Below are 22039 nucleotides of genomic sequence, written 5' to 3' on the forward strand. Positions count from 1 at the left end.
CACGCGTGGCGCGGAACACGCATTCACCGGTTCCCGGCCGGCACGTGTTCGATGATCGCAGCGAACCGGCCACGCAACCACGAATCGGGACGTGGAAAAACTGATCGCCATCAACGGCGCTCACCCACAGCACACGAAGAAAGTCCCTGGCGCATTGCCGGTTGCGCCGACCATGCTCCGAATGTTCAGCCTGGAGCCTGGTTTCGCCGTCAGTCCCGGGCATACGAAACTTCAGCGATGCGCATGGCAGGTCTCTCTGGATCGGGTGGGAAAATGCACCATTTTCCGTTTCGGTGTCGAAAAAAGAACATCGCCTTTGACCCGCCGCCGTTATCTGCGACGACGCAAACATAACGTCCCCTGCTGGATCGTCCGTAGTGGCTGACCCGAAACCCTCTCTTCGGGTCGGGCGCCAGCCAGTCCTCCACCATATTTCTCAATGACATTCCCACAATCGTCATAACTTCCTCATCCTTTGTGAAGGTCACAGTACGGCGATCCTGAAGATCAAAGATAGTGACTGGCTCGCTGCTACACGTGATTGACAGACCCCGAGGACCAACGTTTACTTCGGACCTGCCTTTTCGCGCTTCGGCGGCAAATCGGTACAAACGCCTTCGTACAGTTCGGCGGCCATGCCGATCGATTCGCCGAGCGTCGGATGCGCATGGATCGTCTTGCCGATGTCTTCCGCGTCCGCGTCCATCCCGACCGCGAGGCACACTTCGCTGATGGGCTCGCCCGCATCAGGCCCATGATGCGGCCGCCGATCACGCGATGGGTTTCTCGTCGAGGATCAGCTTCGTGAAACCCTCGTCGCGGCCATTCGAGATCGCGCGGCCCGATGCCACCCACGGGAACACGCCTTGGCGTACTTGATGCCTTCGGCCTTGCACTGCTCTTCGGTCTTGCCGGCCCACGCGACTTCCGGATCGGTGTCGGCCACCGACGGGATCTGGAGCGCGTCGAAGTAGGCCTTCTCACCGTGCGCGCTTGCGGTGCTTCTGGACGTCAATCTGCGCTGCACGCGCGGCTGCGGGCAGCGAACGCAAGTTCGGACGTACGTAGACAGTCATTTCTAGCATCAGAAGTGCACTTGGCAAGGCTTTCAGACGGACAACCTTATCGCGAATCCGAAGTCGGCGAGAACGCGAAAGTTTTTGGCCCGCGTGAGGTAGGTCATTTGGCAAGCGTTGCCGGTCCGGAATTCGTGCCAGCAAGGCTCACAACAGCGCCTGGCGTTCTGCGCCAGCACGCCTCAAACTTCGACGGGCCGGAATGCTGTGTCAACCTACTCCAAGGCGGCCTTCGCAAACTGAAGAAGATCAAAAATGGGGACGGCCGTGAATCGACGAATGACGTTGCGGAAGTCCGGTACGAGCGTGCATTCAAATATCAGTACGCTTATGTCACGAAGCACTCCGCCCTCGCCGAACGCTTCCGACAATCGCTCTGCAAGTTCGTCGGCCATGCGTTCCTTCGTCCAATCGGCAGGTTCTCGATAGGTCCATGACTTCTGCCACTCTGGTAAGTCGCCAACAGCCAACAGGCGAATACGTTCGAGCTCGGGATGGCCACTCAACAACTTGTTAAGTGCTTGAACGTCCCAGGTGATGATGCCAACGGAACGCCCGGTGATGCGCAAGGCCACGTCGAGGAACTCGAGCCCGCTAGTAATCGTTGCAGCCGACGTCGTCCGGTAAAGGACGTTACGTGACGCCCACATGAACCCGCAGTTACCGATGATTAGTTGAACCTTACCGTCGAGCCGTCGCGCCGCATCCACGATCCCACGGCTGGCCGCGTCAGTCGGCACCTTGTTCCCCTGTGGCTCCGCACCGGTCGCTATCTCGTTGAGGAATGGCACCGTCCAAAACGATGGATCCCCTACGCTGAACGGCATCACAGCGTGACGCGCTTCAAGTTCGACTGACGATTCCAATACCGCGTCCTCAGTTTCAAGATGAAGAATTCCCAGCCAATTCATGTGCCCACTCCGATTCAATCCACCGCCGCTTAGGCAACGGCTCTCCTGAGATGTCTGTATGTTTCATCGAAAGCTTGGCCTCCGGCATCCTGGCCGCCGAACGCATACGTCAGTCACGAACGCGCATAGGTTTTCTGACCGGCTGTTCTTTGCACTCAGCGGAATTCAAAGCGCCCCGCGCCGCGGTGATCGGAATCGCCTTCGAACCGAAATGACTCCGGTCGCAGATTCACGATCGCCGCTGGTCGCATCATTCTCCATAGACATCGAAGGCAAAGTATTTCTTCTCGATTCGCTCGTAGGTTCCGTCCTTTCTCAGATCAGCGATCGTCTGGTTGATTTTCTGTCTGAGCGCTGCGTCGTCTTTGCGCAAACCGATCGCATTCCCCTTCGAGCTGGACGGGTCGCCAATTTTGCCGCCAACAAATCCATAGCCGGCACCACGAGGCGTTCCCAGGAAGCCGAGTTGCGCCTGAATGTCCCCAATCAGCACCGCGTCAAGGCGCCCCACCGTCAAGTCATCGTAGACGAGATTCTGATTCTGATATGGGACGACTGCCACTCCTTTCGGCGCCCAATTCTTCTTCGCGTAAGTTTCTCCAATCGTACCTTGCTGGACGCCAACGGACTTTCCACGCAGTGCCTCGGGCGTTGGCAATACAGTGGAGCCTTTTTTCGCCACAAGGCGAAGTGACGAGTTCCAGAGCTTGTCGCTAAATGAAATCTGTTCTGCGCGTTGGGCGGTTACGGTCATTCCAGACATGATTGCATCGAACTTTCGTGCTTTGAGCCCAGGGATCATTCCATCGAAGTCATTTTCAACCCAGACGCACTTCGCGTGGATGCGAGTGCAAATTTCGTTACCGAGGTCGATCTCGAACCCCGCCAGCTTGCCGCTTGCATCCTTGGACTCGAATGGCGGATATGTGGGATCCACCCCGAATCGAAGGGTTGACACATCATTTGCATAAGAACAAACGGAGATCACTGACGCCAGCAGGAGCAGGACAACTGCTTTCATTACCGCCTCACTATTGAATAGGCCAGATATCAGGACATTCAGGCCAGCTTTCGGGTCAAACGGCAGACGGTCTTACCCGACGCATTGGAATTGCATCGCACGGTGCGCTAATCGACCTAGGTCAAAGCTTGTGCGTGCTTGTAATGCAGAATACTAGGTATATCAACCATTCGTCAACCGTATTTCCAACGCGTCATAGGTATCGCGCCACATGTTGCAGAGGATTTTTTGTTTAGCGGTCGAGGCGTCAGATGGATGTTGGGAGCCGGCGAGATCGGTCCGCGAGCGATAAATAAAAATCGCTTGTGCTAACCCGCTCCGCAAGCGTTCACTTCTATGGTGGGCATTGAATGAACGGCGCGGTGATTTGCGGTACCCGAGGGGTGGCCATCGCATGCCAAATGTGGGTGGTCTGGCACAACCGGTCGCGCGAAGACAGTGAGAATGGGAGGGTCAGCGAGCAGATAGTGCGGAGTTTCGCGACATTGTGATGGTGCGCAGACGGCAAAGAACGAGTCGGTTTGCGTCAGCTGCATGGGGAAGACCAACGTGCTGGGGGCTGGTGCTGATGCCGGCCAGTGTCCATGGCTGGGATCAGGTGGAGAGAGGGTGCCAGGCACACCGCCTTCGATGCGGACCATGTGGCCCTTGTCGCACACGGGGCAATCGCGCAATGACCTGCCATTCTGCGCGCGACGTAACAAAATAACTCCGCGTCGGACCATTCCGACTTCGAGACGAAGTGATGAAGCGATTGATGCCGTGCGCTCACGCGCTGAGGTTCCAGATGCGCCGCCAGCGGGTCGACACTCTTGCGCTGGATCGGGAGCATCAACCCCCGACAATAGCCAGTCAACCCGGAGTTCACGCGGCCAAAACGCGCCCGATCATCCACGCCACGCTAGCAGGCTAGCTTGATCCGCCGATGGATATTTCGTTATTCTAACTGATTCATTTCACCGAATTCGTGCAAGATCGACTTCAGCTGGGCTGTGGCGATAGCTCCCGCTGCGAAGCCGGCGAAACAAATTTCAACTCAACGCATCATCAATGACCGACGCCTCACCTGTCTAACGTTTGCTCGCAGGCACGCCCGTGCTTCCGTAAGATCTCGCTCTTAGAACGGTGCTTTGGAGACTTGAGAAGTCCGGGCGAAGTCACGCGAGCCATGGCACGACGGTCAGGGCGTGACAACCTGATATTGAAAGTACTTTTTTGCAATCTTATCGAGCGTTCCATCCTTTTTCAACGAGGCAATCGCCTCATTGAGACGGACTTTCAGTACCTGATCTTGCTTGCGGACGCCGAAAGCCACTCCACGACCACTTATCTTCTCATCGAGCAGACCTGGACCAACAAAGGTATACCCTTTGCCTTCAGGCGTTTTCAGGAAACCATCCTCCGCGCTTTGTTGTGATTGCAAAGCAGCATCAATTCGGCCACCTGCCAAGTCCGAGAACACCGCGCTTTGACTCGGATATGTGACGATGACTGCGCCACTCGGTGCCCACTTCGCTTCTGCATAGAGTTGCTGAGTTCCGCCTTGCTGAACCCCGACGCGCTTGCCTTTGAGCGATTCTGCGTTCGGTAAGATATGACTGTCCGCGCGAGCCACCAGACGCATCGGGGTCGCGTAAATGACGGATGTAAAATCAATTGCTTTTTCGCGCTGTGGGGTGTCCCACATACCCGAATTGATAGCGTCGAACTTCTTCGCCATCAAGGCCGGAATGAGCCCATCGAACGAATTTTCAACCCACATGCATTTTAACTGCAGTCGCGCGCAAACGGCATTCCCGATATCAATATCGAAGCCTGTCAATTCCCCGCTCGGTAGCTTATATTCAAACGGCGGATAGTCTGCCTCAATGCCGAAGCGCAGAGTATCTGTGGCAAACGCAGAAGACGTCAGCAAGCAAAGTACGGTGTAGGTCACCAGATGTTTCATCTCGGCTCCTTTATGGATCGATATTTATGGCTTGGTTAACCTGATTCACTTAAAACAGGCTGCGTTTTGGAAGTGCTTTTGGCGCAATGTGAGCCACGCAGGGACTTGAACAGGGGTACTTCTCATATCAGTGTCTCCGTCATTTATAATAAAAGATGCCGACTGCAATATCGGCTGTGATCAAACTGCCTCTGACTCAGACGAGCTGGACCTGATCGCTGCCGACTGCACCAGATCCTCCGTGTGAGACTACTCGAGAGCTGCTTTGGCGAAATGCAGAAGGTCGAGCACTGGAATCGAAGTCACCGTACGGATGGTCTTCCGGAAGTCCGGGACCAATGTGCATTCCAGCAGCAAAACGCCGACATCATTCAACACCCCGTCTTTGCCGAACGCCTTGATCAAACGCTCAGCTAACTGTTGAGCCATGCGCTCCTTGCTCCATCTGCACGGCTCTTGGTTGGCCCATGGATCTGAGCCCCAGCTCGCCCAATCCGGTAGGTCGCAGATACTCACGCAGCGAAGACGTTCAAAGCCGGGTTGATCAGCGAGTAGAGGCACGAGTGGCGTGGCGTCCCAAGTGATAATTCCGACCGGCTGATTGGTTATGCGCAGGGCAAGATCGAGAAACTCAAGCGCGCTGGTTAGCAGGGGCGTCGACGTCTGTCCGTAAAGGTGTTTGCGGGAGGCCCACATATAGCCGCAATTGCCGATAATGAGGTCGGTGTGTCCATCGAGCCGCCGAGCCGCTTGAAGGATGCCACGGGCGGCCTCGGGAGTCGGAACCTTGTTGGATACAGCATCCGCACCCTCGGCGACGGTCTTGCGCAGCGGCACTGGCCACAATGCCGGGTCGTCCACCATGAACGGCATCACGACGGCGTTATCAGCGTTTTCCGACCGTTTATCGGGTGAGCCGTCGGGATCCAGCATGATGACCCCCAAAGACGGCCTCTTCTCATCGAAATTCGCTGTTTCTATCTCGCTATTATTGGACTCGTGTCGGGACATTTTCACTTGATCCATGCGCTGAGTCGCTGATTCAACAACCACTTTTCTCATGGCCAGAATCTAGCTATCTCAAACTAAATTGAGCGGCGAGCTCCATGGCACCCGCCGCACTTATCTTTCAGACCACGCCGTTAAAGGCCTATTTGGCCACCGGTCTGGCCGTCACCTCGAGCAATGTCGCGATTTCGCCGTTCAGGAGACTTGCGAAAGCATGGAGCAAGTCTTCTTGCTCCCTGTGATCCAGTACATAGCGCGTTGCCATCCGGAACTTGCCCTTCAGTTCATCCACCGACATCGGCGCGTCCGGGCCATAGGGAGGCGTTACCTTGGGCGACGAGTACGTTCCTCTGGTGGTTACGACGTCTACGCTATTGAACTCAAAGTCCGGATGTGATCCTTCGTCCGGCTGCGGCAGGTGTTGATACGCGTAGGCATGTTGGGCGCTGAATTCGGCGTTCGGGACGATTTCAACCTTTTCGGCAAGCGCGCAAATATCTTCTCGACCGATCAACGACTCGTCGATTGGCATGAGCGCTTCGGCGCCCAACATAGCCATGACAGCGATGCTGAAGGGAATGCTGTACTGGATATCGGAGAGATTTTCTGGGCGCGTCTTGTTGGACAGCTTCAGCGCATATTCGAATATGTTGACCCTGATTGCGGTAATTTCAGCCGGCTTAATGTCATGTTGGGAGACCAACGTTTCAAGTGCCTTGAGCGCGCCGTGGAAGTGTCGGCATGTCGCGTACGGCTTGAAATAGTTCCCGTTGATCTTCATCTCCTCCTCGCCTAACCCTCTGAGGATGCGCCGGGAGTTGTAAAAGGGTAAGTGATCGAGAATGTCGGCAAAGCCGATATGCCCCAGCTTGCCCAAGATCAACGAGGAATAGCCCGCCACGGTGCTCCAAGGGAGCCCTTCCTGTACATCTCCCCCGAATTGGCGGGTGTATCCCGTAGCGATCAGATTAGGGCTATAAACGCCCGACAACGCCAGGCCGTTTGCCAGCTGTTCAGGAGAAAGCTTGAGTAGCCAGCCGGCCGCAGCGGCCACACAGAAGCCGGTCCAGACGCCGGTCTGGCCGTGCTCAAGTGGCTGCCCGTGACTGCCACGTGCGGCCTTTATCCGGGTTCCGACCTCGTAGCCGACAACGATTGCAGCCAGGACGTCGTCTGCGGACGCTCCGGTCTCGGCGGCAAGAGCCAGGACCACGGGAATTACCGCTGCGGCCGGATGTCCCCAAGCCTCGATCTGCCCATCGTCCATATCCAGGAAAGCCGCAGCAGAACTGTTGGCAAAAATCGCACCGGCCGCGGTTGTACGTCTGCCGTCAAACCAGATGGGCACATCTCCCTTCCCGAACAGATCGATGGTGGCCTCACGCGCCGCGACCACACTCGGCGAATGGAGCGCGGCGGCAGCAGCGGCCAAGGTGTCGAGGACGCACAGTGCGGCGCGGTGCTTGTTCGCGCCGGAAATGTCGGCCGCCTTCAAGTTGCACACATAGCGGGCCAGCACGCCGACTGTCGAAACCGTTGAAGCGGTTGAAGCTGTGGACATTTCGTTGATTCTCCGTTGATAACGCCTGCGCAAGAGCTATTTGAATATGCCTAGTATGCCAACTATACCATACCACGGACCATATCGCTGTCAATAACAGCGTTGGAGCTCAGTTAGTGACGCGGCCGGCGATGAAACAGCCACCCCGCGTCGTCGGAAGGGCGTTGAAGGTTCCGAACCGCGCTTTTTTTGGTTTCGAAGATGGCTTCCAGTCCAGACATCGAAACGGCGAGGTATGACGACATCGGCTAGTTACAGTAATTCGCAGAGTGCAGCAAATACTTAAGATGTCGAATGAGAACCGTCCCACCGCTTCGCTCGGCTCGCTCTCTTTTCGCCTAGTCCCGGGAAACCCACTCTTGGTTCGACGCGCGCCGAAGCTGCCCTGCGGTTTACAGGAGCCCATGCCGTGTAGCAACGTTGCGTGGCCCCACCAAAATCTGCGTCTTTAAGCTATGCCATGGTGCGCGTCGGTAACTTCCCTAGCTCGTCCAAACCACTACCGTGGGGTCCGGGGCGATTTTTTTCGATTAATCAGGACGACAGGAATGCCAACATCCGCTCAATGTCGCGCCAAAGGTCCACGGGGCTTTCTAGTCCGATGCTGATGCGCAAGTAGATCGCATCCGGATTGTCAGACCCGTAGTTGCGTAAACCATCAAGCGACATTGGCGCCAGGAGGCTACGAGTCCCCCCCCATGAGGCGCCAATGGCGAACAGCTCAAGAGAACCAAGTGCGCGGTCGACAAGAGAGGCGTCTCGCGACCGAAGCTCAATCGTAAAGACGCCCGTACTTCCACGGAAGTCTCGCCGCCAGAACTCGTGCCCCGGAGACTCGGGAAACGCGGGGTGAATGACGCGAGCGACGCTGCGGTGGCTCCTTAGCCATTGGGCGAAGTCGAGCGCGATCGACCCTACATGTGCCAGACGCACAGGCATGGTTTCGATGCCGCGCAAGGCAAGAGAGCAGTCATCTGGCGACACGCCTACCCCCAGGTTCGCCAGTTGCTCGCGCACTTTCACGTAAACATCCATCGATGCAAAACTCAGCGCGCCGAGCAGCAAGTCCGAATGTCCGCCTACATACTTCGTTAGCGCTTCAGCGACGATGTCGACGCCAAAGGATAAAGGCTTGCAGAAAAGCGAGGTTGCCCATGTGTTGTCGCAAGCTGTCCACGCGCCGCATTCCTTTGCAACTCGCACGATGGACCGCATGTCGCAGACCTCCATCGTGGTGGAACCGGGTGCCTCCATCCAAATAAGTTTGGTCTGGCCGCTTTTTACCAAATCACAAAGCGACTGCAAGTTCATGGGATCGTAAACATCAAACGCCACACCATAGCGCGATAGAACCTCCTGCGCGAACTGCTTGACGGGCGGATAGATGTTATCGGGAATAAGAACATGGTCGCCCTGGGACAGCAGGGTCAGCATCACTACGGTTATTGCAGCTTGCCCAGATGGTACCAGGACGGACCTAACGCCGCCCGCGAGTTGCGTGAGCTGGCCCTCGAGCGCCCGAGTTGTCGGGGTTCCCATGAGACCGTAGCTGTATCCATCTGGGAATCGAAGGCCGCGTTCACGGTAGCTTTGTGCGTCCGGGAAAACAATCGTTGATGCGCGGTACACTGGCGTGGAAAAGCTCCGGAAGCCTTCTATCTGCGCCAGTTCCCTATGCACACACATTGTCGACGGTTCAAAAACCTGGTCAGTCATTTCACTTCCTACATGCGTCAAGAGAAAATTAGTGCACCGCTCCTCGAGCGGACTGTGGAGACTAGACGAACAACCAGGCACCTTGCGAAGACATCGAGCAGGTCGCGCACCGGTTTCTGACGGCGTGTCCACGTTCCAGGAAATCGCAATTCGCGAAATTTGTCGCCCGCAGCGGACACGGTTTCTCAAGAGTAGTCGCGTTGCCCGCGTGCCGCGCCTGGTTGCCGCACTGGCGGGCGATTGCAATCACGATGCGACGGCCGTTAGTCTCGATCTGCAACCGGCGAACTTGCTTACTAACGTTTGCAGATCGACCACTGCTAAAGCTGGCGGAAACCGGCCACACTATCGGTAGAACTGCCCGCAGAAATCCTTCGCCGTGAGGCCCTTCGGAGCTACGTCTTCCGCCGTGAGGCCATAGCTCAGCATGATTTTTTTGATGGCACCGTTGGATTCGTTCTGTGCCAGGCTTTTGTTGAACAGATCACGAAACTCAGTGTCTTCAGGCCGAAAGGCAATCCCGCCAGAGTCCTTCTTCTCTCGTCCATTCACGACGAGTCCTTTGAATGGCACAGCACGCTCCAGTCCACCGAGGCTGGGGTCTTTGAGGAGCCCGGCCACGGTTCCGCTGGACAGCAACAAGGCATCAATCCGGCCTCCCTGCAGAGCGGCGATACCAGCGGTATTGTCCTGATACATCTGAATGCGTTCTTTTGAAATACCCGCCGCGACCGCATCGGCCGTTGTGGAGTCGCCACGAATATCGCCTACTCGAATCTGAGCATTCTTTGCGATTCCATCAAACCCATGGAGATCCAAGGGATTGCCCTTCTTCACGATAGCAGTGACGCCACTGGAGTCGACCGGATCGGAAAATATAACTTGCTCACACCGCGCCGGCGTAATGTACAGGCCTGCGGCGACAACGTCGATCCTTCTTGCCAGAAGACTGGGGATGAGAGCGCCCCAGTCCATGACGACGAAATCAACTTTCTTAACCCCCATCGTACTGACCACTGCTTTAATCACGTCAGGATAGATGCCCGAAACTTCACCTGACTTACTGGTCACTCCCCAAGGCCACGTGTTTGCAATCCCGATCGTGAGCTCGCCCTCTTCAGATACCTTTTTTTTCAGCGTCTGCGCGTTAGCAGAGGGCACCATCGTCGTTGTCGCAACTGCGAATGCCAATCCGAGCATTACCATGCGCCGCTTCAAGTCTATTGTCTTCATGTTTATCCAACTCCTGTCGATTCCAAACAATGGAATACCTTCGAATGATCTATTGAAGTCCGCGAATTACTGACAGACGTGGACTGCCAGCCGCGGCGTCCCGACCCCGGTCGCCCTTCATCAAATGGCGGTCCGGAACAAGCGCCCCCAGCCGGGTACAATGTCCTCACACCCCGAAAGACGCAGCGCATGCCAACATAGCGCCTGATTGGATGTGACAATCGCCTTGCCGGTCTCCGTTTCCAGATCCTCGATGATGGTGGCTGCCCGCATCTGCGTGCACGAGATAACGATAGTGTCCACGTCCGAACTTCTGACAATCTGCCGCACCGCATCTGCGATGCTATCCGGCGAGATAAACGGTGCATCATCTCTGACGGTGCCATGGCCATCGTCAAACTCGCCCACCGCACTCACCTGAAATCCCGCCTCTTCAATTTTTTCAATCGCAATATTGGCGACTTCTTTCGGGTATGGCGATATAAAGCCAACCCGAGCAGAGCCAAAAGCACGCAGACCTGAAAGGATCCCGGTGAAAGGATCCGTCACCTCCGCCTTCGGGTGAATAGCGCGTACGCAACGCTTCAGGTTCTCGGGACCGATTACCATCGCTGCTGACGTACAACCAAGCGCCACCACATCTGAAGCGCGCCGGGAGTTGATTTGGCGAAGTGCCACCTCGATGCCGTCGAACGTGTCCGCCAGAAGGTCTTCCGATAGCGGTTGACTCTCCTCGTCCGGCGACGACGATATCCGGCTTTCAAAAAGCGCCACACCGGGGATTGCCAACATGGCACGTGCTTCGTGGGACAGCGTTTGATCGCAGTCGATCACAACCATACCAATCTGCGCCCGTGCGCCGAATCCTGCGTCCGTCCGGTAGGGAATAGCGGTCCAAGACATGCCGCCGGATTTTTCGTGTGTTTCAAGCATGATGTCTGCTCACAATAGAGAACCATGTAACTGAAAGACGCAAGTGATGTTTGGTCCGAGTCGTCGTCCGCGTGGAAAGAGTTTTCGAAGGATCCATATCGCGCCGTCGTACCGGAGCGCATCGTGCAAGCAGCTCCGACGATGCCTCGCATCGATTCGTGCCTTCACGAACACGGTGCGTTGCCCGGGCTTGCGACTCCTTCGCACTATCAAAGGCTCCGAGCACGCACTATAAACTCTACCTAGCATACCAGGAATGTCAACCCGAACAGCGCGTTCGCGTCGTCGTTGGTGATTGGAAAGCGAGCACCTCATGGGCAGTCGCCTCCTGTCGCTCACGCGCTTCCCGGCGCTCGGCCGCTAGCGCACGTCCGCACAAGCATGTCCGCACAAAGCTTCATCTTCGACTAGCCACCGCAGGCGTTCGAGAACAGCCGCGGCGGCTAACAGTCGAGCATGCGCCACATCGAGCCACGAAGACTTTCAGAACTTATGGCGTATTGCGGCGCGGACCACTAGCTGATTCTGAGTCGACGAGACACCATTCGCGCCCGGTACGTATGCAACGTCTAAGACAGAACCGGTCGTATCACCACCGACGTGCTGGTAGGCACCCTGGAGGTAGACGTCAGTCCGCTTCGAAAGAAAGTAATCAGCCATGAAACCGATTGTCTGGTAGTTGGGATTACTCTCACCGGCGGCCGTGTGCAGTGTCGCGCGGGTATAGGTGTACATCGCTCCAAGATAGAATGCGGGCGTGAACTGATACTTGGCGTTCAGCTCAATGTTTTGGAACCGCAGGCTCGATGCGCTCCCGCCGGTCGGGGCGATAGGGCCAACGTAACCCGACGACACCGGATTCTTGACATCCGTGTTTGAGTAAGCAACGCCCAGCGTTGCACTCCCGATCGTGTAGTTGATACCGACACCGAAGATGCGAACCCGGTCTGCGACGAAGTTCTCGTCTCCGCCGTTATTGACGGCGCCGTATGCCGTTGCTGAGGGATTGTTCGCCTGGGAATATGAAGCCGCGATCAGAAGGCTGTCAGTGGAATATTGGGCTCCGATACTGTACTGACGGTTGTTCGCGAAGTTGACGTCATTCGAAAAGCTGTATGTTCCGCCGAACTGGAAGCCGCCGTAGACCAGGCTGGTGTACTTGACCGTGTTGTTGACTCGGAACGTGCCATCGGCGTTGTCATTGTCGTAAGGGTGGGAGAAAAGATAGCCCGCCCATGAACCATTCGCTGTGGTGTTGGCGAAATAGTCGACTACAGAATCGTATTGACGCCCAAGCGTCACCTTACCCAGCGTTGGACTGGAGAGCCCCACGAACGCTTGTCGCCCAAACATCAGGCCGCCCTGGCCCAGACGGCCGGTGTTCACGTCGAACCCGTTCTCTATCTGAAACACCGCCTTCAGTTGTCCTCCCAGATCTTCGACGCCTTTCAGGCCCCAGCGACTACCTTGGACATAGCCACTTTGTAACTCATACGCTTTGCTGCCGGACGAGTTGTTGGTGAAGTCAAACCCTTCGTCGAAGAGCCCGTATAGGGTGACTGAGCTTTGTGCATGTGCAGATATCGCCAGACCGGCCGAAATCGATGCCGCAAGAAGTTTCTTTTTCATCTAGACCCCAAAGTAGTACTTCGCCTCTTAGTAGTTCTAAGCTCATGCAACGCTGCAAACATTGTTCGGCCGAGGACGCATGGAGCGAGCCTCCCTCCCTGGGCGCATCACGAGTGCGCCCATAGCAGGCTCTTCAGTGCTCAAGGATTAATGCAACTCCAGACCAAATGTCACATGCTCTCGTACCAACACAACATGGACAAACTGGAACGCTCCTTTATGCATGCGACAACTGGCTGAGAAACTTCTGCGCTCTGGCATGTTCGGGCGCGCCGAAGAACGCCTCGGGCGCCGCGCATTCGAGAATCTGGCCACTGTCCATAAAGACGACCCGGTCTGCGACCTGCCGGGCGAAACCCATTTCGTGGGTTACACAGATCATCGTCATGCCGTCGTTGGCCAGGTTGATCATGACGTCAAGAACCTCCTTGATCATCTCGGGGTCGAGTGCCGAGGTGGGCTCATCGAAAAGCATGATTTTGGGTTTCATGCACAGTGCTCGGGCAATGGCCACACGCTGCTGCTGACCGCCCGACAGTTGGCTGGGATGTTTCTTCGCCTGGTCGGCGATTCGAACGCGCGTGAGATTCATCATGGCGACGTCCTCCGCTTCCGACCGTTTCATCTTGCGTGTGCGCATCAAAGCCAGCGTGCAATTATCGATAACTTTCAGATGCGGGAACAGATTGAACTGCTGAAACACCATTCCGACTTCGCGTCGAAGGCTAGGCAGGCCCCTCATCTTCGCGTGCATTTCGTTGCAATCGACGAAAATGTGGCCTTGCTGGTGCGTCTCCAACTGATTAATGCAGCGTATCAGCGTCGATTTGCCTGATCCTGAGGGGCCGCAAATGACGATTTTTTCTCCGAAGCTCACATCCAGATTGACGTCTCGTAGTACCTGGAATCTTCCGTACCACTTCGATACGCCTTCCATACGTACGGCTACGCCTTCGCTTCTTTCTGGTGCGAAAGAATGCGTTTTCGGCTGCATCACTTCAGATGCCATGTCTCTCTCCATTACGACTCTGGTCCGGCAATATGCCTGCGACCGGTTTTATCCGTGGTTCCGAACGGTAATCCCGAAATATCGCTCCACCTTCGCAACGAGCCAGACTGCGATGAATGCAAGCAACAAAAAGAGAATTCCAGCAACAAGCATGGGTTCGGCATATCGGTATGTGTCCGAGGCGACGTCCATAGCACTGCCAAGCATTTCTGGAACGGCGATGACAGCCAGGTAAGGCGTCGATTTGAGAATTGCAATGGCATACGCCCCCAACGGTGCCGCGACGTTGCGGATCATCTGCGGCGCAATCACGAAGTACAACGCGTCCAACCAGGCAAGCCCGAGACTCTTGGCTCCCTCGCTTTGTCCGATTGGCACCGCATCGATACCCGCTTTGAAAACCTCGGCCATATATCCTGAGTAGTAGAAACTCAGCCCGAAGATGCCAACAAACATCGCTGGCAACACGATGCCATACGAGGGGAGCACGAAGAAAAGGAAATAGAGCTGAACTAACGCAGGCGTTGATCGGATTGCATCAATGATAAATTGCGCTGCCGGCCGAACCACTTTATGCGATCGCCTCAGCATCTCCCAGAAAAAACCGAGGAAAAGAGCGCCGATGAAGCTTAAAATGGCGACCAAAACCGTATTGCCGATACCCATTAATACTAGCGGGACGATCCGCAAAGCGAAGGCAAAATCGAAAGTCATGTCCGACTCCGTGCGGTCCCAAAAAATCTTTCGAGGTAGCGACCGAAAATTGTCACCGGATAACAAATGATCAGATAGGCTAAAAGCAGGCTCGAATAAATAAGCAGTGGGTTGTAACTCAACTGTGATATCTCCTTAGCGCGAAATGTCATGTCGCTCAGCGTAATCAGGGATACGAGTGCAGTGCCCTTCATCAATTGGATGAGGTCGTTGATGAACGTTGGAATCATTGCGCGGATAGCCTGAGGCAGTTCGACTAATCGCAGGACATCGAAGCGGTTCAATCCGAGAGCCAGACCGGCTTCGCATTGTCCCCGGCTCAGGGACTGCAACGCAGCTCTGACAGCCTGGCTGCTGTAGGCGCCAGAGTTCATTCCTAGAACAAGTGCGCCCACTGTGATACCCGATAAAAAGATGCCAAAAGCCGGCAATGAGTAATAGAACGCATAGAGAAGCACGATCACCGGTGAGCTTCTCCATAATTCAATTACCGCAGTTACAGTCTTTCGAAGAAATCCCGTGGAAAAATGCTGCAAGACTCCACCCACAAGCGCAAAGGGAATGGCGTACAGGAGCGCGAAAATCGTTACCGTCGCAGTAACGCCGAAGCCCTTGTAAATCGCGAGCATAACTTCTGGAAATGTCATTCTGGCCTCCCGTCAAAAAAGTGCGGTTTCACCGATAGCTAGCGCCGCAGATCTTTTTCGCCGTCACGTCCTCCGGCGCGACCTCAGCTTCACTGAAACCATATTTTGCAAATACATGCTTGACGGTCCCATCGACCCTTCGCTTCGTAAGTCCGCTGTTGTAGACATCGCGGAGTTGAACGTCTTCTGGTCGAAATGCGATCGCGGCATAGTTCGCCACTGGACGGCCATTTGCGACCAGCCCTGTGAACGGCGTAGCTCGCTCTAGCTTATCGCTCACCTTGGGATCCCTGAGGACGTTGATCACTGTCGCACTTAATTCGGCATCGGCATCGATTCGACCGGCGAGCAACGCACCGACCGACGATTCCAGGTCTTTGAGCAAGACAATCCGATCTTTTGGAATGCCCGCTGAAACGGCTTGCTCGGTCACGGAACTCCCGCGTCCGCCGGCCATGCAGACTGCCGGATTCTTTGCGACGTCGGCGAATTTATGAACATTTAGGAGAGTGCCCTTTCTGACCAACACCGCGTCGCCAATCGCCAGGTCTGGGTTTGAAAAAACGACCTGTTGACAGCGCTGCGGCGTGATTGCGAGACCCGAGGCGACGGCGTCGATTCGCCTGGACAGCAAGCTGGGGATAAGAGCGTCGAAGTCCATGACCACGAAATCAATCTGCTTTACCCCCATTGGGCCGAGCACAGCGCGGATGATATCCGGGCCGAGACCAACGCTGCCGTCTGTATTTTTATAGCCCCACAGCGCCTGGTTGTGAATACCAATCGTAATTTTGCCGTCCCGCAGCACTTTTCGGTCGATCGACTGGGCGTTTGCGCGTGAGACGCCGTCGCACGTCAACGCCATTGCAACGGCCAGACGTACCGCCGTCCCCCTGCCAGTCCCCCCTAGATTCATGCTTGCCTCTTCTTCCTAGTTGACGGATGAAGTATACTTGGTATGCTAGGTACGTCAAGCAAACAAAAGTCGCGCGCTGGCAGTGTTTTCCCGAAGAGCTCGATGTGCAGCAATGTGTTGTGCATCCTTGACGCCGCTACCGGCTGCCAGGACGAAGACTTGATCTGAGCCGTATGTGATAGCTGGGCTTCCGCCCGCCTTTTTTTCGGAGACAAAGAATGACCGCGCCGCAACTAAACATTCCCAGCGTGTTTCGTACCCCTGCCCCTGCAGTGCCCATGGACGAGCTTCGTCAGCGACTTGCCAACATCCGACGTGAAATGAGCGAGGCAAATCTCGACATCATCGTTCTGACGGACAAAAAGAACGTGGACTACTTCACGGACTACCAGGAGCTGTCCTGGGACCATAAGGCTCGTCCCATCTTTGCTGTGGTCTCGATGCAGGACATCGCCATCTTTGGCAGCCTCGGAGAAGCCAGGACGGTCGAGATGAGACCGCGCGTTTTTAGCGCCGTCTATTACAACGGCTACCTTGATGAGGCGGTGGCCTCGGTCTCGGACTGGATAAAGGCAGCGACCGGTGGCAAGCACGTCCGCATCGCCGTCGACTACGGACAGGACATGTTTGGCCGGGGTTCACTCGGTTTGCTTGAGGCGCTTAGCGCGCTGGATTCCAGCGGGACTGTTACAAGCGCCACAGGAGCGATCTGGAAGGTCAGGCTCATCAAGTCGAGGTCCGAAGCGGAGCTGAATCGGGTTGCTTACGAGATCGTTAATACCGCCTGGGACCACATCATCCAGCAGGCGTACATCGGTATGCCCGAGTATGAGCTGTATTACCTGATGCAGGCGCAGATCTATCTGAATGGCGCAGAAAGCGCTGACCCTATCGCGATGCTTTTTTCACGTGGTGACTTCGACTACACGCGCACGGCCAAACAGCGCAAGCTTCAGGAAGGCCATTACGTTTGGACCGATTTCCGCGCCACCTATGGCGGATACCCGGCCGACCGCAACCGTATCGCGCGCGCCGGTGAGCCGGCCGATTGGGAGCGTAATACCTATGCGGCGGTGCGTTCTCTCACGCTCGACCTTATTAACTCAATCCGCCCCGGCATGAGGTGCTCGGACGTTTATAAACGGTTCGAGAATATGTGGAGCGAAGCAGATCTCGGAACGGTCTATAGCGCCGTTTCCCGTATCGGCCACGGAGGCGGACTGGACGTGACCGAACCACCTTCGTTATCCAGAGCGGATACGACTCTAATTCAACCAGGCATGGTTCTCCATATTGAACCCAAGCTCGAGCGCGATGGCGCAGTTTTCCAGTTCGAGGAAGTCGTCTTCGTGACTGAATCCGGTGTCGAATTCATTTGCGCCCAGTCGCCGGAAAATCTTCCGGTGATCCGTTGATCTCCTTCCGAAGGTCGCATATGTCAGGTACTACACGCATTTGGTCTCCTGTTGACTACAGCAAGGATGGAAAGCAGGTCGACTGCCTGCGCCTTCCTATATCGACGGATACGTCCGCTTACGGATGGATTCCAATCCCGATTATTGTCCTTAAGAATGGGGACGGCCCCACCGCGGTGCTCATAGCAGGTACCCACGGTGACGAGTACGAAGGCCAGGTTGCGTTGATGCGACTGTCCCGACAGCTGCAACTGCATGACCTGAGAGGCAGAGTGATCATGCTGCCTTCCCTCAATTTCCCCGCCGTACGGGCCGGCCGAAGGGTATCTCCGATCGACGAAGGCAATCTAAACCGCGTTTATCCGGGGCACGCGCACGGGACGGCGACTGAGATGATCGCTCACTACGTCACCGAAGTCTTACTTCCGATGGCCGACCTGGTCGTCGATTTGCACTCGGGCGGGCGCTCGCTCGACTACGTTCCCTGCGCCCTGGTTCGAGGCGGTAAGACGTTATCCGAAAACAGGAAACTGCATGATCTGCTCGACGTCTTTGGAGTGCCCTTCGCCGAGTTCACTGACGGCACCGGTGGCGGCGGCAATACGACCCTCCCAGCTGCTGCTGCGCAACTAGGGGTGCCCGTGATCACGGCGGAATTAGGAGGGGCCGCGACGCTAAGAAGGGCTGGGTCGGATCTTGCAGAACAGGGTGTCTTGCGTCTTTTGAAGCACCTCGGCATGTTGCCTTCTTGCGAGGTGCCAGCCCCCGGACCGGTAAGGTTGATGAACGGGGACAACATGGACCTGTTTCTCTATGCGGACAGCGACGGGATCTTCGAGCCCATGGTCGACATCGGCGACGAGGTAGATGAAGGACAGCTCGCAGGCTTGCTGCACTCTATTGAAGCGCCGCATAGCCCGCCGACAGAGATTGTGTTCGTCCGTCGCGGAATGGTTGCCTTTAAGCGCCACCTAGCTCTGACGGTTCGCGGAGACTGCCTTTGTGGCCTCCTGGAAGACGTCGAACCCTCACCAGATATCCGGCGGTGAGCGGTGGAGAGCATTCTCAACGCGAACATCGGAGGCATGCAATGCATACGTTGCGATGCTTTGCATCCAGTGGCCGATTACTTTGAGGGCTGTCCCTCCTGCCTCGCGAGCGGCAATCCCGCGAGCGTGGCACCTCGGTACACGACGCTTCCGCGTGAAGTCAGGTTCGAGACTCTCGGGGACTGGCTATGCTATCCCGGCACGTCCGGCCTTGGCGAGGGCGTGACCCCTTTGTCGTCGTTGCCGCGAGTCGCCGCGGAGCTGGACATACGCGCCCTGCACTCGAAAAACGAATTCACCAATCCAACGGGCTCCCACAAGGACCGGATGGCCGCGTTGATCGTGCAACGCGCACTCGACATAGGCGCCAAGACCATCGCAGTTGCTTCAAGCGGCAACGCCGCGGCGTCAGTTGCCGCCTACGCGTGCCGGGCCGGCCTCCGGTGCGTTGTGGTAACCACACCGGACATCAGCTTGAATTGGCGCCGCGCAATCGAGATGTACGGCGCCGAAATCGTCGCGACGAAAAGCGCGGATGACCGATGGACGCTTATCAAACGGCATGCCCGGAATGGAGACTGGTATCCGGCCACGAACTACATGACTCCACCGGTCGGCAGCAATCCGTTCGGAGTGGACGGGTACAGGACTATAGCTTTGGAACTTTATCTGCAGCTATCCGACGCGCCGCCCACCGACATTGTCGTGCCAACAGCTCGTGGCGACTTGCTGTGGGGCATCACCAAAGGCTACCGCGACCTGCAGACTGCAGGACTGCTTGCGGCAACTCCCAAAGTCCATGCGGTTGAACCATACCCTCGTGTAGCGCATGCGCACCATGGACGCGGCATGGTGATAAGCAATTATTCGGGTGATACAGCAATGGGCTCCATTGGTGGCAACACGGTTACCCATCAAACGCTACGGGCGCTCGACGAGAGCGGCTCGTCCGCGATCTCAGTCAGGGACGAGGACGCGCTGGAGGATCAGCGGGCCTTGGCGCGCGAAGGGCTTTACCTTGAACTGTCGAGCGTCGCACCGCTATCTGGACTGCGTCAACTCGTTGAGAACGGCAACATTGGCGCGAGCTCGCGTGTTGTTCTCGTTTCTACATCGCATGGCTATAAGGAACCTGCCAGCTTTACAACTGCGCTGAGACCCATCACGGTTTAGGTCCAGCGAGAAAGCAAGGACTAGTCGATGCTGATCATTCGCCCACGCCTGCCTTGCAGAACATGCACGCGCCGCCGCGTCCCAAGCTGAGCGCACGCGCCGACTCCGTATCAAGCATGTATACTAGGGATACCGGATACGCTGCGGCTGCTCTAGCCGCGGCGATCGAAGGCAAGAACGGAGAAAAAGTGAACAAATCCCAACTGCAGTCCTCGCTGTCTCTTCACGAAACGGTTCGGGAGGAGATTCGCAGCCGCATCACGGCGGGAACGTATGACCCGGATGTGCCAATCCCCTCGACGGCAATGTTCAGTGAAGAGTTCGGCGTTAGCACCATTACGGTCAAACGTGCGTTGCGCGATCTCCAGGCCGCCGGCGCAATCGTGTCAATACCAGGCAAAGGAACTTACGTCAAGAAGCAGCGTAGGTTAATGCGGCAGCTTGATGTAAAGCAGCCCTTTCTCGACGACACAAGCATTCGTCCAATATCAGTGACGCGAGAGAAGATACTTGACCCGACCATGGCTTCGTTGGAACCGTCCGACCGTGTCATGCTGTGCGTTCGAAAGACGATATGGGCGGACGACGCACCGCTAGTCTACGACACTACCTATCTTTCCACCGATTTGAGTGACCAGATCATCGAAGAATTTGCTGGCCACTTCGTCGTAGACGTCTTGGAGCGGCACTCGATCCACGTAGTCAAGACACACGTCGTCATCGACGCCGCTCCGGCGTCGGGTGCCGTCGAGGAATTATTCGCGGTGCCTAATGGCTACCCCACACTACGTCGGCTCTACAAGATGGTCACGAGCGATCCCAACGTCACAGTCTATGGCGTGTTGCAGGCGCCGTTTGACCGGCTTGCGTGCAGGATTGAATTCACTTGAAACGGTGTACCGACGGTCGCACGCCGTGAATCCGACCGAGCTGTAAGCGGTGCAAACTCAGCCCTTAGCGTCGCGTCTAATCCACCTCTCAATGCGCCTGTTACGGGCCTTATCGAGAGACCAGCGAACACACCTGATGCTTGAACTCAGGACCTCCTTCGCAACCGGATGCGACGCCCACAGCGCTATCCCCACTGTTTGGGACGTTCAAAAAAGCAGGCGCTACGTACGGCTTGGCAGGACCGCCGAACGACAACCCTTGCGTTTGACGAAACCTGTTATACCAGCTATGCTTGATATACCATCACAAGGACTACACTGAGGAGACGCTGGCATGAGACTGAGAAAGGTTTTTAATACGGTCGCGGTTGTTGCGGCGCTTTTTGGCGCACAAGCAGTGCATGCTCAGGGAGTTCTGAGTAAGGCCAAAGAGACAGGAACGATACGGGTCGGCATCTTCAATCAGGCTCCTTGGGGATACGTTGACGCAAATCGAGACGTGAAAGGACAGACCGTCGATATCCTCAAGGCGGCATTTGCTCCGCTTGGAATCACGAAGATCGACGCGGTCGTGACTGACTTCGGGGCGCTCATACCGGGCCTGTTGTCCAAGCGGTTTGACGTCATTGCTGCCGGCCTGTATATCAAGCCGGAGCGATGCAAGCTGGTTGCTTTCGGAAACCCCGACATTCAGATGAGCGACGCATTGCTGGTTCACAAAGGGAATCCAAAAAACCTGCATAGTTACGCTGACATTGCAAAGGACAAGTCCGTAACGCTGTCAACGGGCAGAGGAAACGTTGAGTATCAGCATGCAATCGACGCAGGCATCCCGAAAGAGCGAATAAGTGCCTTCACGGACAACGATACTGAACTTGCCGCGCTGACGACCGGCCGTGCAGACGCCGTCGTCGAAACCGCAGCGACCGTCAGCGTTTGGGCAAAAGCGTCCGGCAACATTGAGCGTGCGTTGCCATTCGCGCAGCCGGTAAGCGCAGACGGGAGAACGCTCTACGGTTATCCGGCGCTTGCTTTCAGGCCGGCCGATGCCGACTTCCGTGATGCGTACAACGCCGAACTCAAGAAGCTTCGGAAAAGCGGCAAGATGCTGGAAATTCTCAAGCAGTATGGCTTCTCGGAGACGGATCTCCCGCCGGAGAACCTGACTGCGGCAGATCTGTGCAAGTAAG

19 protein-coding genes and 2 pseudogenes are annotated in these 22039 nt (G+C 56.2%); 6 read left to right on the forward strand and 15 right to left on the reverse strand.

What is annotated here, in order from left to right; all coding sequences use genetic code 11:
• Window positions 1-91 precede the first annotated feature (91 nt).
• Window positions 92-385: a hypothetical protein gene (locus B0G80_RS45715; RefSeq protein ID WP_181919918.1), complete on the forward strand. Its 294-nt coding sequence runs from the start codon at window positions 92-94 to the stop codon at window positions 383-385.
• A 180-nt stretch (window positions 386-565) separates the two neighbouring features.
• Here B0G80_RS45715 and B0G80_RS06275 read toward each other — a convergent pair.
• From B0G80_RS06275 to B0G80_RS06350, 15 genes and pseudogenes are all read right to left on the reverse strand, one after another.
• A pseudogene (locus tag B0G80_RS06275) lies at window positions 566-1027 on the reverse strand (hypothetical protein).
• 264 nt (window positions 1028-1291) lie between these two features.
• Window positions 1292-1987 carry a hypothetical protein gene (locus tag B0G80_RS06280; protein ID WP_116117407.1) on the reverse strand — a complete coding sequence of 232 codons (696 nt, stop codon included), beginning with the start codon at window positions 1985-1987 and terminating at the stop codon, window positions 1292-1294.
• 250 nt (window positions 1988-2237) lie between these two features.
• Window positions 2238-3008 (reverse strand): ABC transporter substrate-binding protein, encoded by a 771-nt coding sequence (locus tag B0G80_RS06285; RefSeq protein ID WP_116117408.1) that lies wholly within the window; start codon window positions 3006-3008, stop codon window positions 2238-2240.
• Between the two features lie 688 nt (window positions 3009-3696).
• A pseudogene (locus B0G80_RS06295) lies at window positions 3697-3870 on the reverse strand (transposase); the annotation flags it as partial.
• Window positions 3871-4188: 318 nt separating this feature from the next.
• On the reverse strand, window positions 4189-4956 hold the full coding sequence (locus B0G80_RS06300) for an ABC transporter substrate-binding protein (protein WP_116117410.1): 768 nt from the start codon (window positions 4954-4956) through the stop codon (window positions 4189-4191).
• A gap of 249 nt (window positions 4957-5205) precedes the next feature.
• The gene (locus tag B0G80_RS06305; protein WP_258878832.1) at window positions 5206-5982 is read right to left on the reverse strand and encodes a hypothetical protein; all 777 of its coding nucleotides are present in this window, start codon (window positions 5980-5982) and stop codon (window positions 5206-5208) included.
• 124 nt (window positions 5983-6106) lie between these two features.
• Window positions 6107-7525 carry an MmgE/PrpD family protein gene (locus B0G80_RS06310; RefSeq protein WP_116117411.1) on the reverse strand — a complete coding sequence of 473 codons (1419 nt, stop codon included), beginning with the start codon at window positions 7523-7525 and terminating at the stop codon, window positions 6107-6109.
• 534 nt (window positions 7526-8059) lie between these two features.
• Entirely contained in the window at window positions 8060-9241 is a 1182-nt protein-coding gene (locus B0G80_RS06315; RefSeq protein WP_220377443.1) for a PLP-dependent aspartate aminotransferase family protein, read from the reverse strand.
• Window positions 9242-9586: 345 nt separating this feature from the next.
• Window positions 9587-10474 carry an ectoine/hydroxyectoine ABC transporter substrate-binding protein EhuB gene (gene ehuB, locus B0G80_RS06320; RefSeq protein ID WP_116117412.1) on the reverse strand — a complete coding sequence of 296 codons (888 nt, stop codon included), beginning with the start codon at window positions 10472-10474 and terminating at the stop codon, window positions 9587-9589.
• A 120-nt stretch (window positions 10475-10594) separates the two neighbouring features.
• Window positions 10595-11407 carry an Asp/Glu/hydantoin racemase gene (locus B0G80_RS06325; protein WP_116117413.1) on the reverse strand — a complete coding sequence of 271 codons (813 nt, stop codon included), beginning with the start codon at window positions 11405-11407 and terminating at the stop codon, window positions 10595-10597.
• A gap of 483 nt (window positions 11408-11890) precedes the next feature.
• Entirely contained in the window at window positions 11891-13036 is a 1146-nt protein-coding gene (locus B0G80_RS06330; RefSeq protein WP_116117414.1) for a porin, read from the reverse strand.
• 217 nt (window positions 13037-13253) lie between these two features.
• Window positions 13254-14030 carry an amino acid ABC transporter ATP-binding protein gene (locus B0G80_RS06335; RefSeq protein WP_258878950.1) on the reverse strand — a complete coding sequence of 259 codons (777 nt, stop codon included), beginning with the start codon at window positions 14028-14030 and terminating at the stop codon, window positions 13254-13256.
• 63 nt (window positions 14031-14093) lie between these two features.
• Entirely contained in the window at window positions 14094-14759 is a 666-nt protein-coding gene (locus tag B0G80_RS06340; RefSeq protein WP_116117416.1) for an amino acid ABC transporter permease, read from the reverse strand.
• Complete coding sequence (locus B0G80_RS06345; RefSeq protein ID WP_106285449.1) at window positions 14756-15406, reverse strand: amino acid ABC transporter permease; 651 nt, start codon at window positions 15404-15406, stop codon at window positions 14756-14758. Before B0G80_RS06345 ends, B0G80_RS06340 begins: the two co-directional genes overlap by 4 nt.
• A 28-nt stretch (window positions 15407-15434) precedes the next feature.
• Window positions 15435-16322 (reverse strand): transporter substrate-binding domain-containing protein, encoded by an 888-nt coding sequence (locus B0G80_RS06350; RefSeq protein WP_116117417.1) that lies wholly within the window; start codon window positions 16320-16322, stop codon window positions 15435-15437.
• A 218-nt stretch (window positions 16323-16540) separates the two neighbouring features.
• On the opposite strand from B0G80_RS06350, the gene B0G80_RS06355 reads away from it, so the two are divergent.
• The 5 genes from B0G80_RS06355 to ehuB (B0G80_RS06375) all read left to right on the forward strand — a co-directional run bounded on the left by B0G80_RS06355 (window position 16541) and on the right by ehuB (B0G80_RS06375) (window position 22038).
• Window positions 16541-17737, forward strand: a complete 1197-nt coding sequence (locus tag B0G80_RS06355) for a M24 family metallopeptidase (protein WP_116117418.1) — start codon at window positions 16541-16543, stop codon at window positions 17735-17737.
• Window positions 17738-17757: 20 nt separating this feature from the next.
• Entirely contained in the window at window positions 17758-18786 is a 1029-nt protein-coding gene (locus tag B0G80_RS06360; protein ID WP_116117419.1) for a succinylglutamate desuccinylase/aspartoacylase family protein, read from the forward strand.
• A 3-nt stretch (window positions 18787-18789) separates the two neighbouring features.
• Complete coding sequence (locus tag B0G80_RS06365) at window positions 18790-19959, forward strand: pyridoxal-phosphate dependent enzyme (RefSeq protein ID WP_258878833.1); 1170 nt, start codon at window positions 18790-18792, stop codon at window positions 19957-19959.
• A gap of 188 nt (window positions 19960-20147) precedes the next feature.
• On the forward strand, window positions 20148-20849 hold the full coding sequence (locus B0G80_RS06370; RefSeq protein WP_243856931.1) for a GntR family transcriptional regulator: 702 nt from the start codon (window positions 20148-20150) through the stop codon (window positions 20847-20849).
• Window positions 20850-21183: 334 nt separating this feature from the next.
• Entirely contained in the window at window positions 21184-22038 is an 855-nt protein-coding gene (ehuB, locus tag B0G80_RS06375; RefSeq protein ID WP_116117420.1) for an ectoine/hydroxyectoine ABC transporter substrate-binding protein EhuB, read from the forward strand.
• Window position 22039: the final 1 nt, after the last annotated feature.

Source organism: Paraburkholderia sp. BL6669N2, from assembly GCF_003387275.1.
Classification (GTDB): Bacteria; Pseudomonadota; Gammaproteobacteria; order Burkholderiales; family Burkholderiaceae; genus Paraburkholderia.

Coding starts and splice junctions, on each gene's coding strand:
- B0G80_RS06325 (WP_116117413.1), bottom strand. CDS start 11,407: ATGCTTGAAACACACGAAAAATCCGGCGGCATGTCTTGGACCGCTATT.
- B0G80_RS06340 (WP_116117416.1), bottom strand. CDS start 14,759: ATGACTTTCGATTTTGCCTTCGCTTTGCGGATCGTCCCGCTAGTATTA.
- B0G80_RS06335 (WP_258878950.1), bottom strand. CDS start 14,030: ATGCAGCCGAAAACGCATTCTTTCGCACCAGAAAGAAGCGAAGGCGTA.
- B0G80_RS06355 (WP_116117418.1), top strand. CDS start 16,541: ATGACCGCGCCGCAACTAAACATTCCCAGCGTGTTTCGTACCCCTGCC.
- B0G80_RS06300 (WP_116117410.1), bottom strand. CDS start 4,956: ATGAAACATCTGGTGACCTACACCGTACTTTGCTTGCTGACGTCTTCT.
- B0G80_RS06305 (WP_258878832.1), bottom strand. CDS start 5,982: ATGGATCAAGTGAAAATGTCCCGACACGAGTCCAATAATAGCGAGATA.
- B0G80_RS06345 (WP_106285449.1), bottom strand. CDS start 15,406: ATGACATTTCCAGAAGTTATGCTCGCGATTTACAAGGGCTTCGGCGTT.
- B0G80_RS06360 (WP_116117419.1), top strand. CDS start 17,758: ATGTCAGGTACTACACGCATTTGGTCTCCTGTTGACTACAGCAAGGAT.
- ehuB (WP_116117420.1), top strand. CDS start 21,184: ATGAGACTGAGAAAGGTTTTTAATACGGTCGCGGTTGTTGCGGCGCTT.
- B0G80_RS06330 (WP_116117414.1), bottom strand. CDS start 13,036: ATGAAAAAGAAACTTCTTGCGGCATCGATTTCGGCCGGTCTGGCGATA.
- B0G80_RS06285 (WP_116117408.1), bottom strand. CDS start 3,008: ATGAAAGCAGTTGTCCTGCTCCTGCTGGCGTCAGTGATCTCCGTTTGT.
- B0G80_RS06310 (WP_116117411.1), bottom strand. CDS start 7,525: ATGTCCACAGCTTCAACCGCTTCAACGGTTTCGACAGTCGGCGTGCTG.
- B0G80_RS06280 (WP_116117407.1), bottom strand. CDS start 1,987: ATGAATTGGCTGGGAATTCTTCATCTTGAAACTGAGGACGCGGTATTG.
- ehuB (WP_116117412.1), bottom strand. CDS start 10,474: ATGAAGACAATAGACTTGAAGCGGCGCATGGTAATGCTCGGATTGGCA.
- B0G80_RS06315 (WP_220377443.1), bottom strand. CDS start 9,241: ATGACTGACCAGGTTTTTGAACCGTCGACAATGTGTGTGCATAGGGAA.
- B0G80_RS06350 (WP_116117417.1), bottom strand. CDS start 16,322: ATGAATCTAGGGGGGACTGGCAGGGGGACGGCGGTACGTCTGGCCGTT.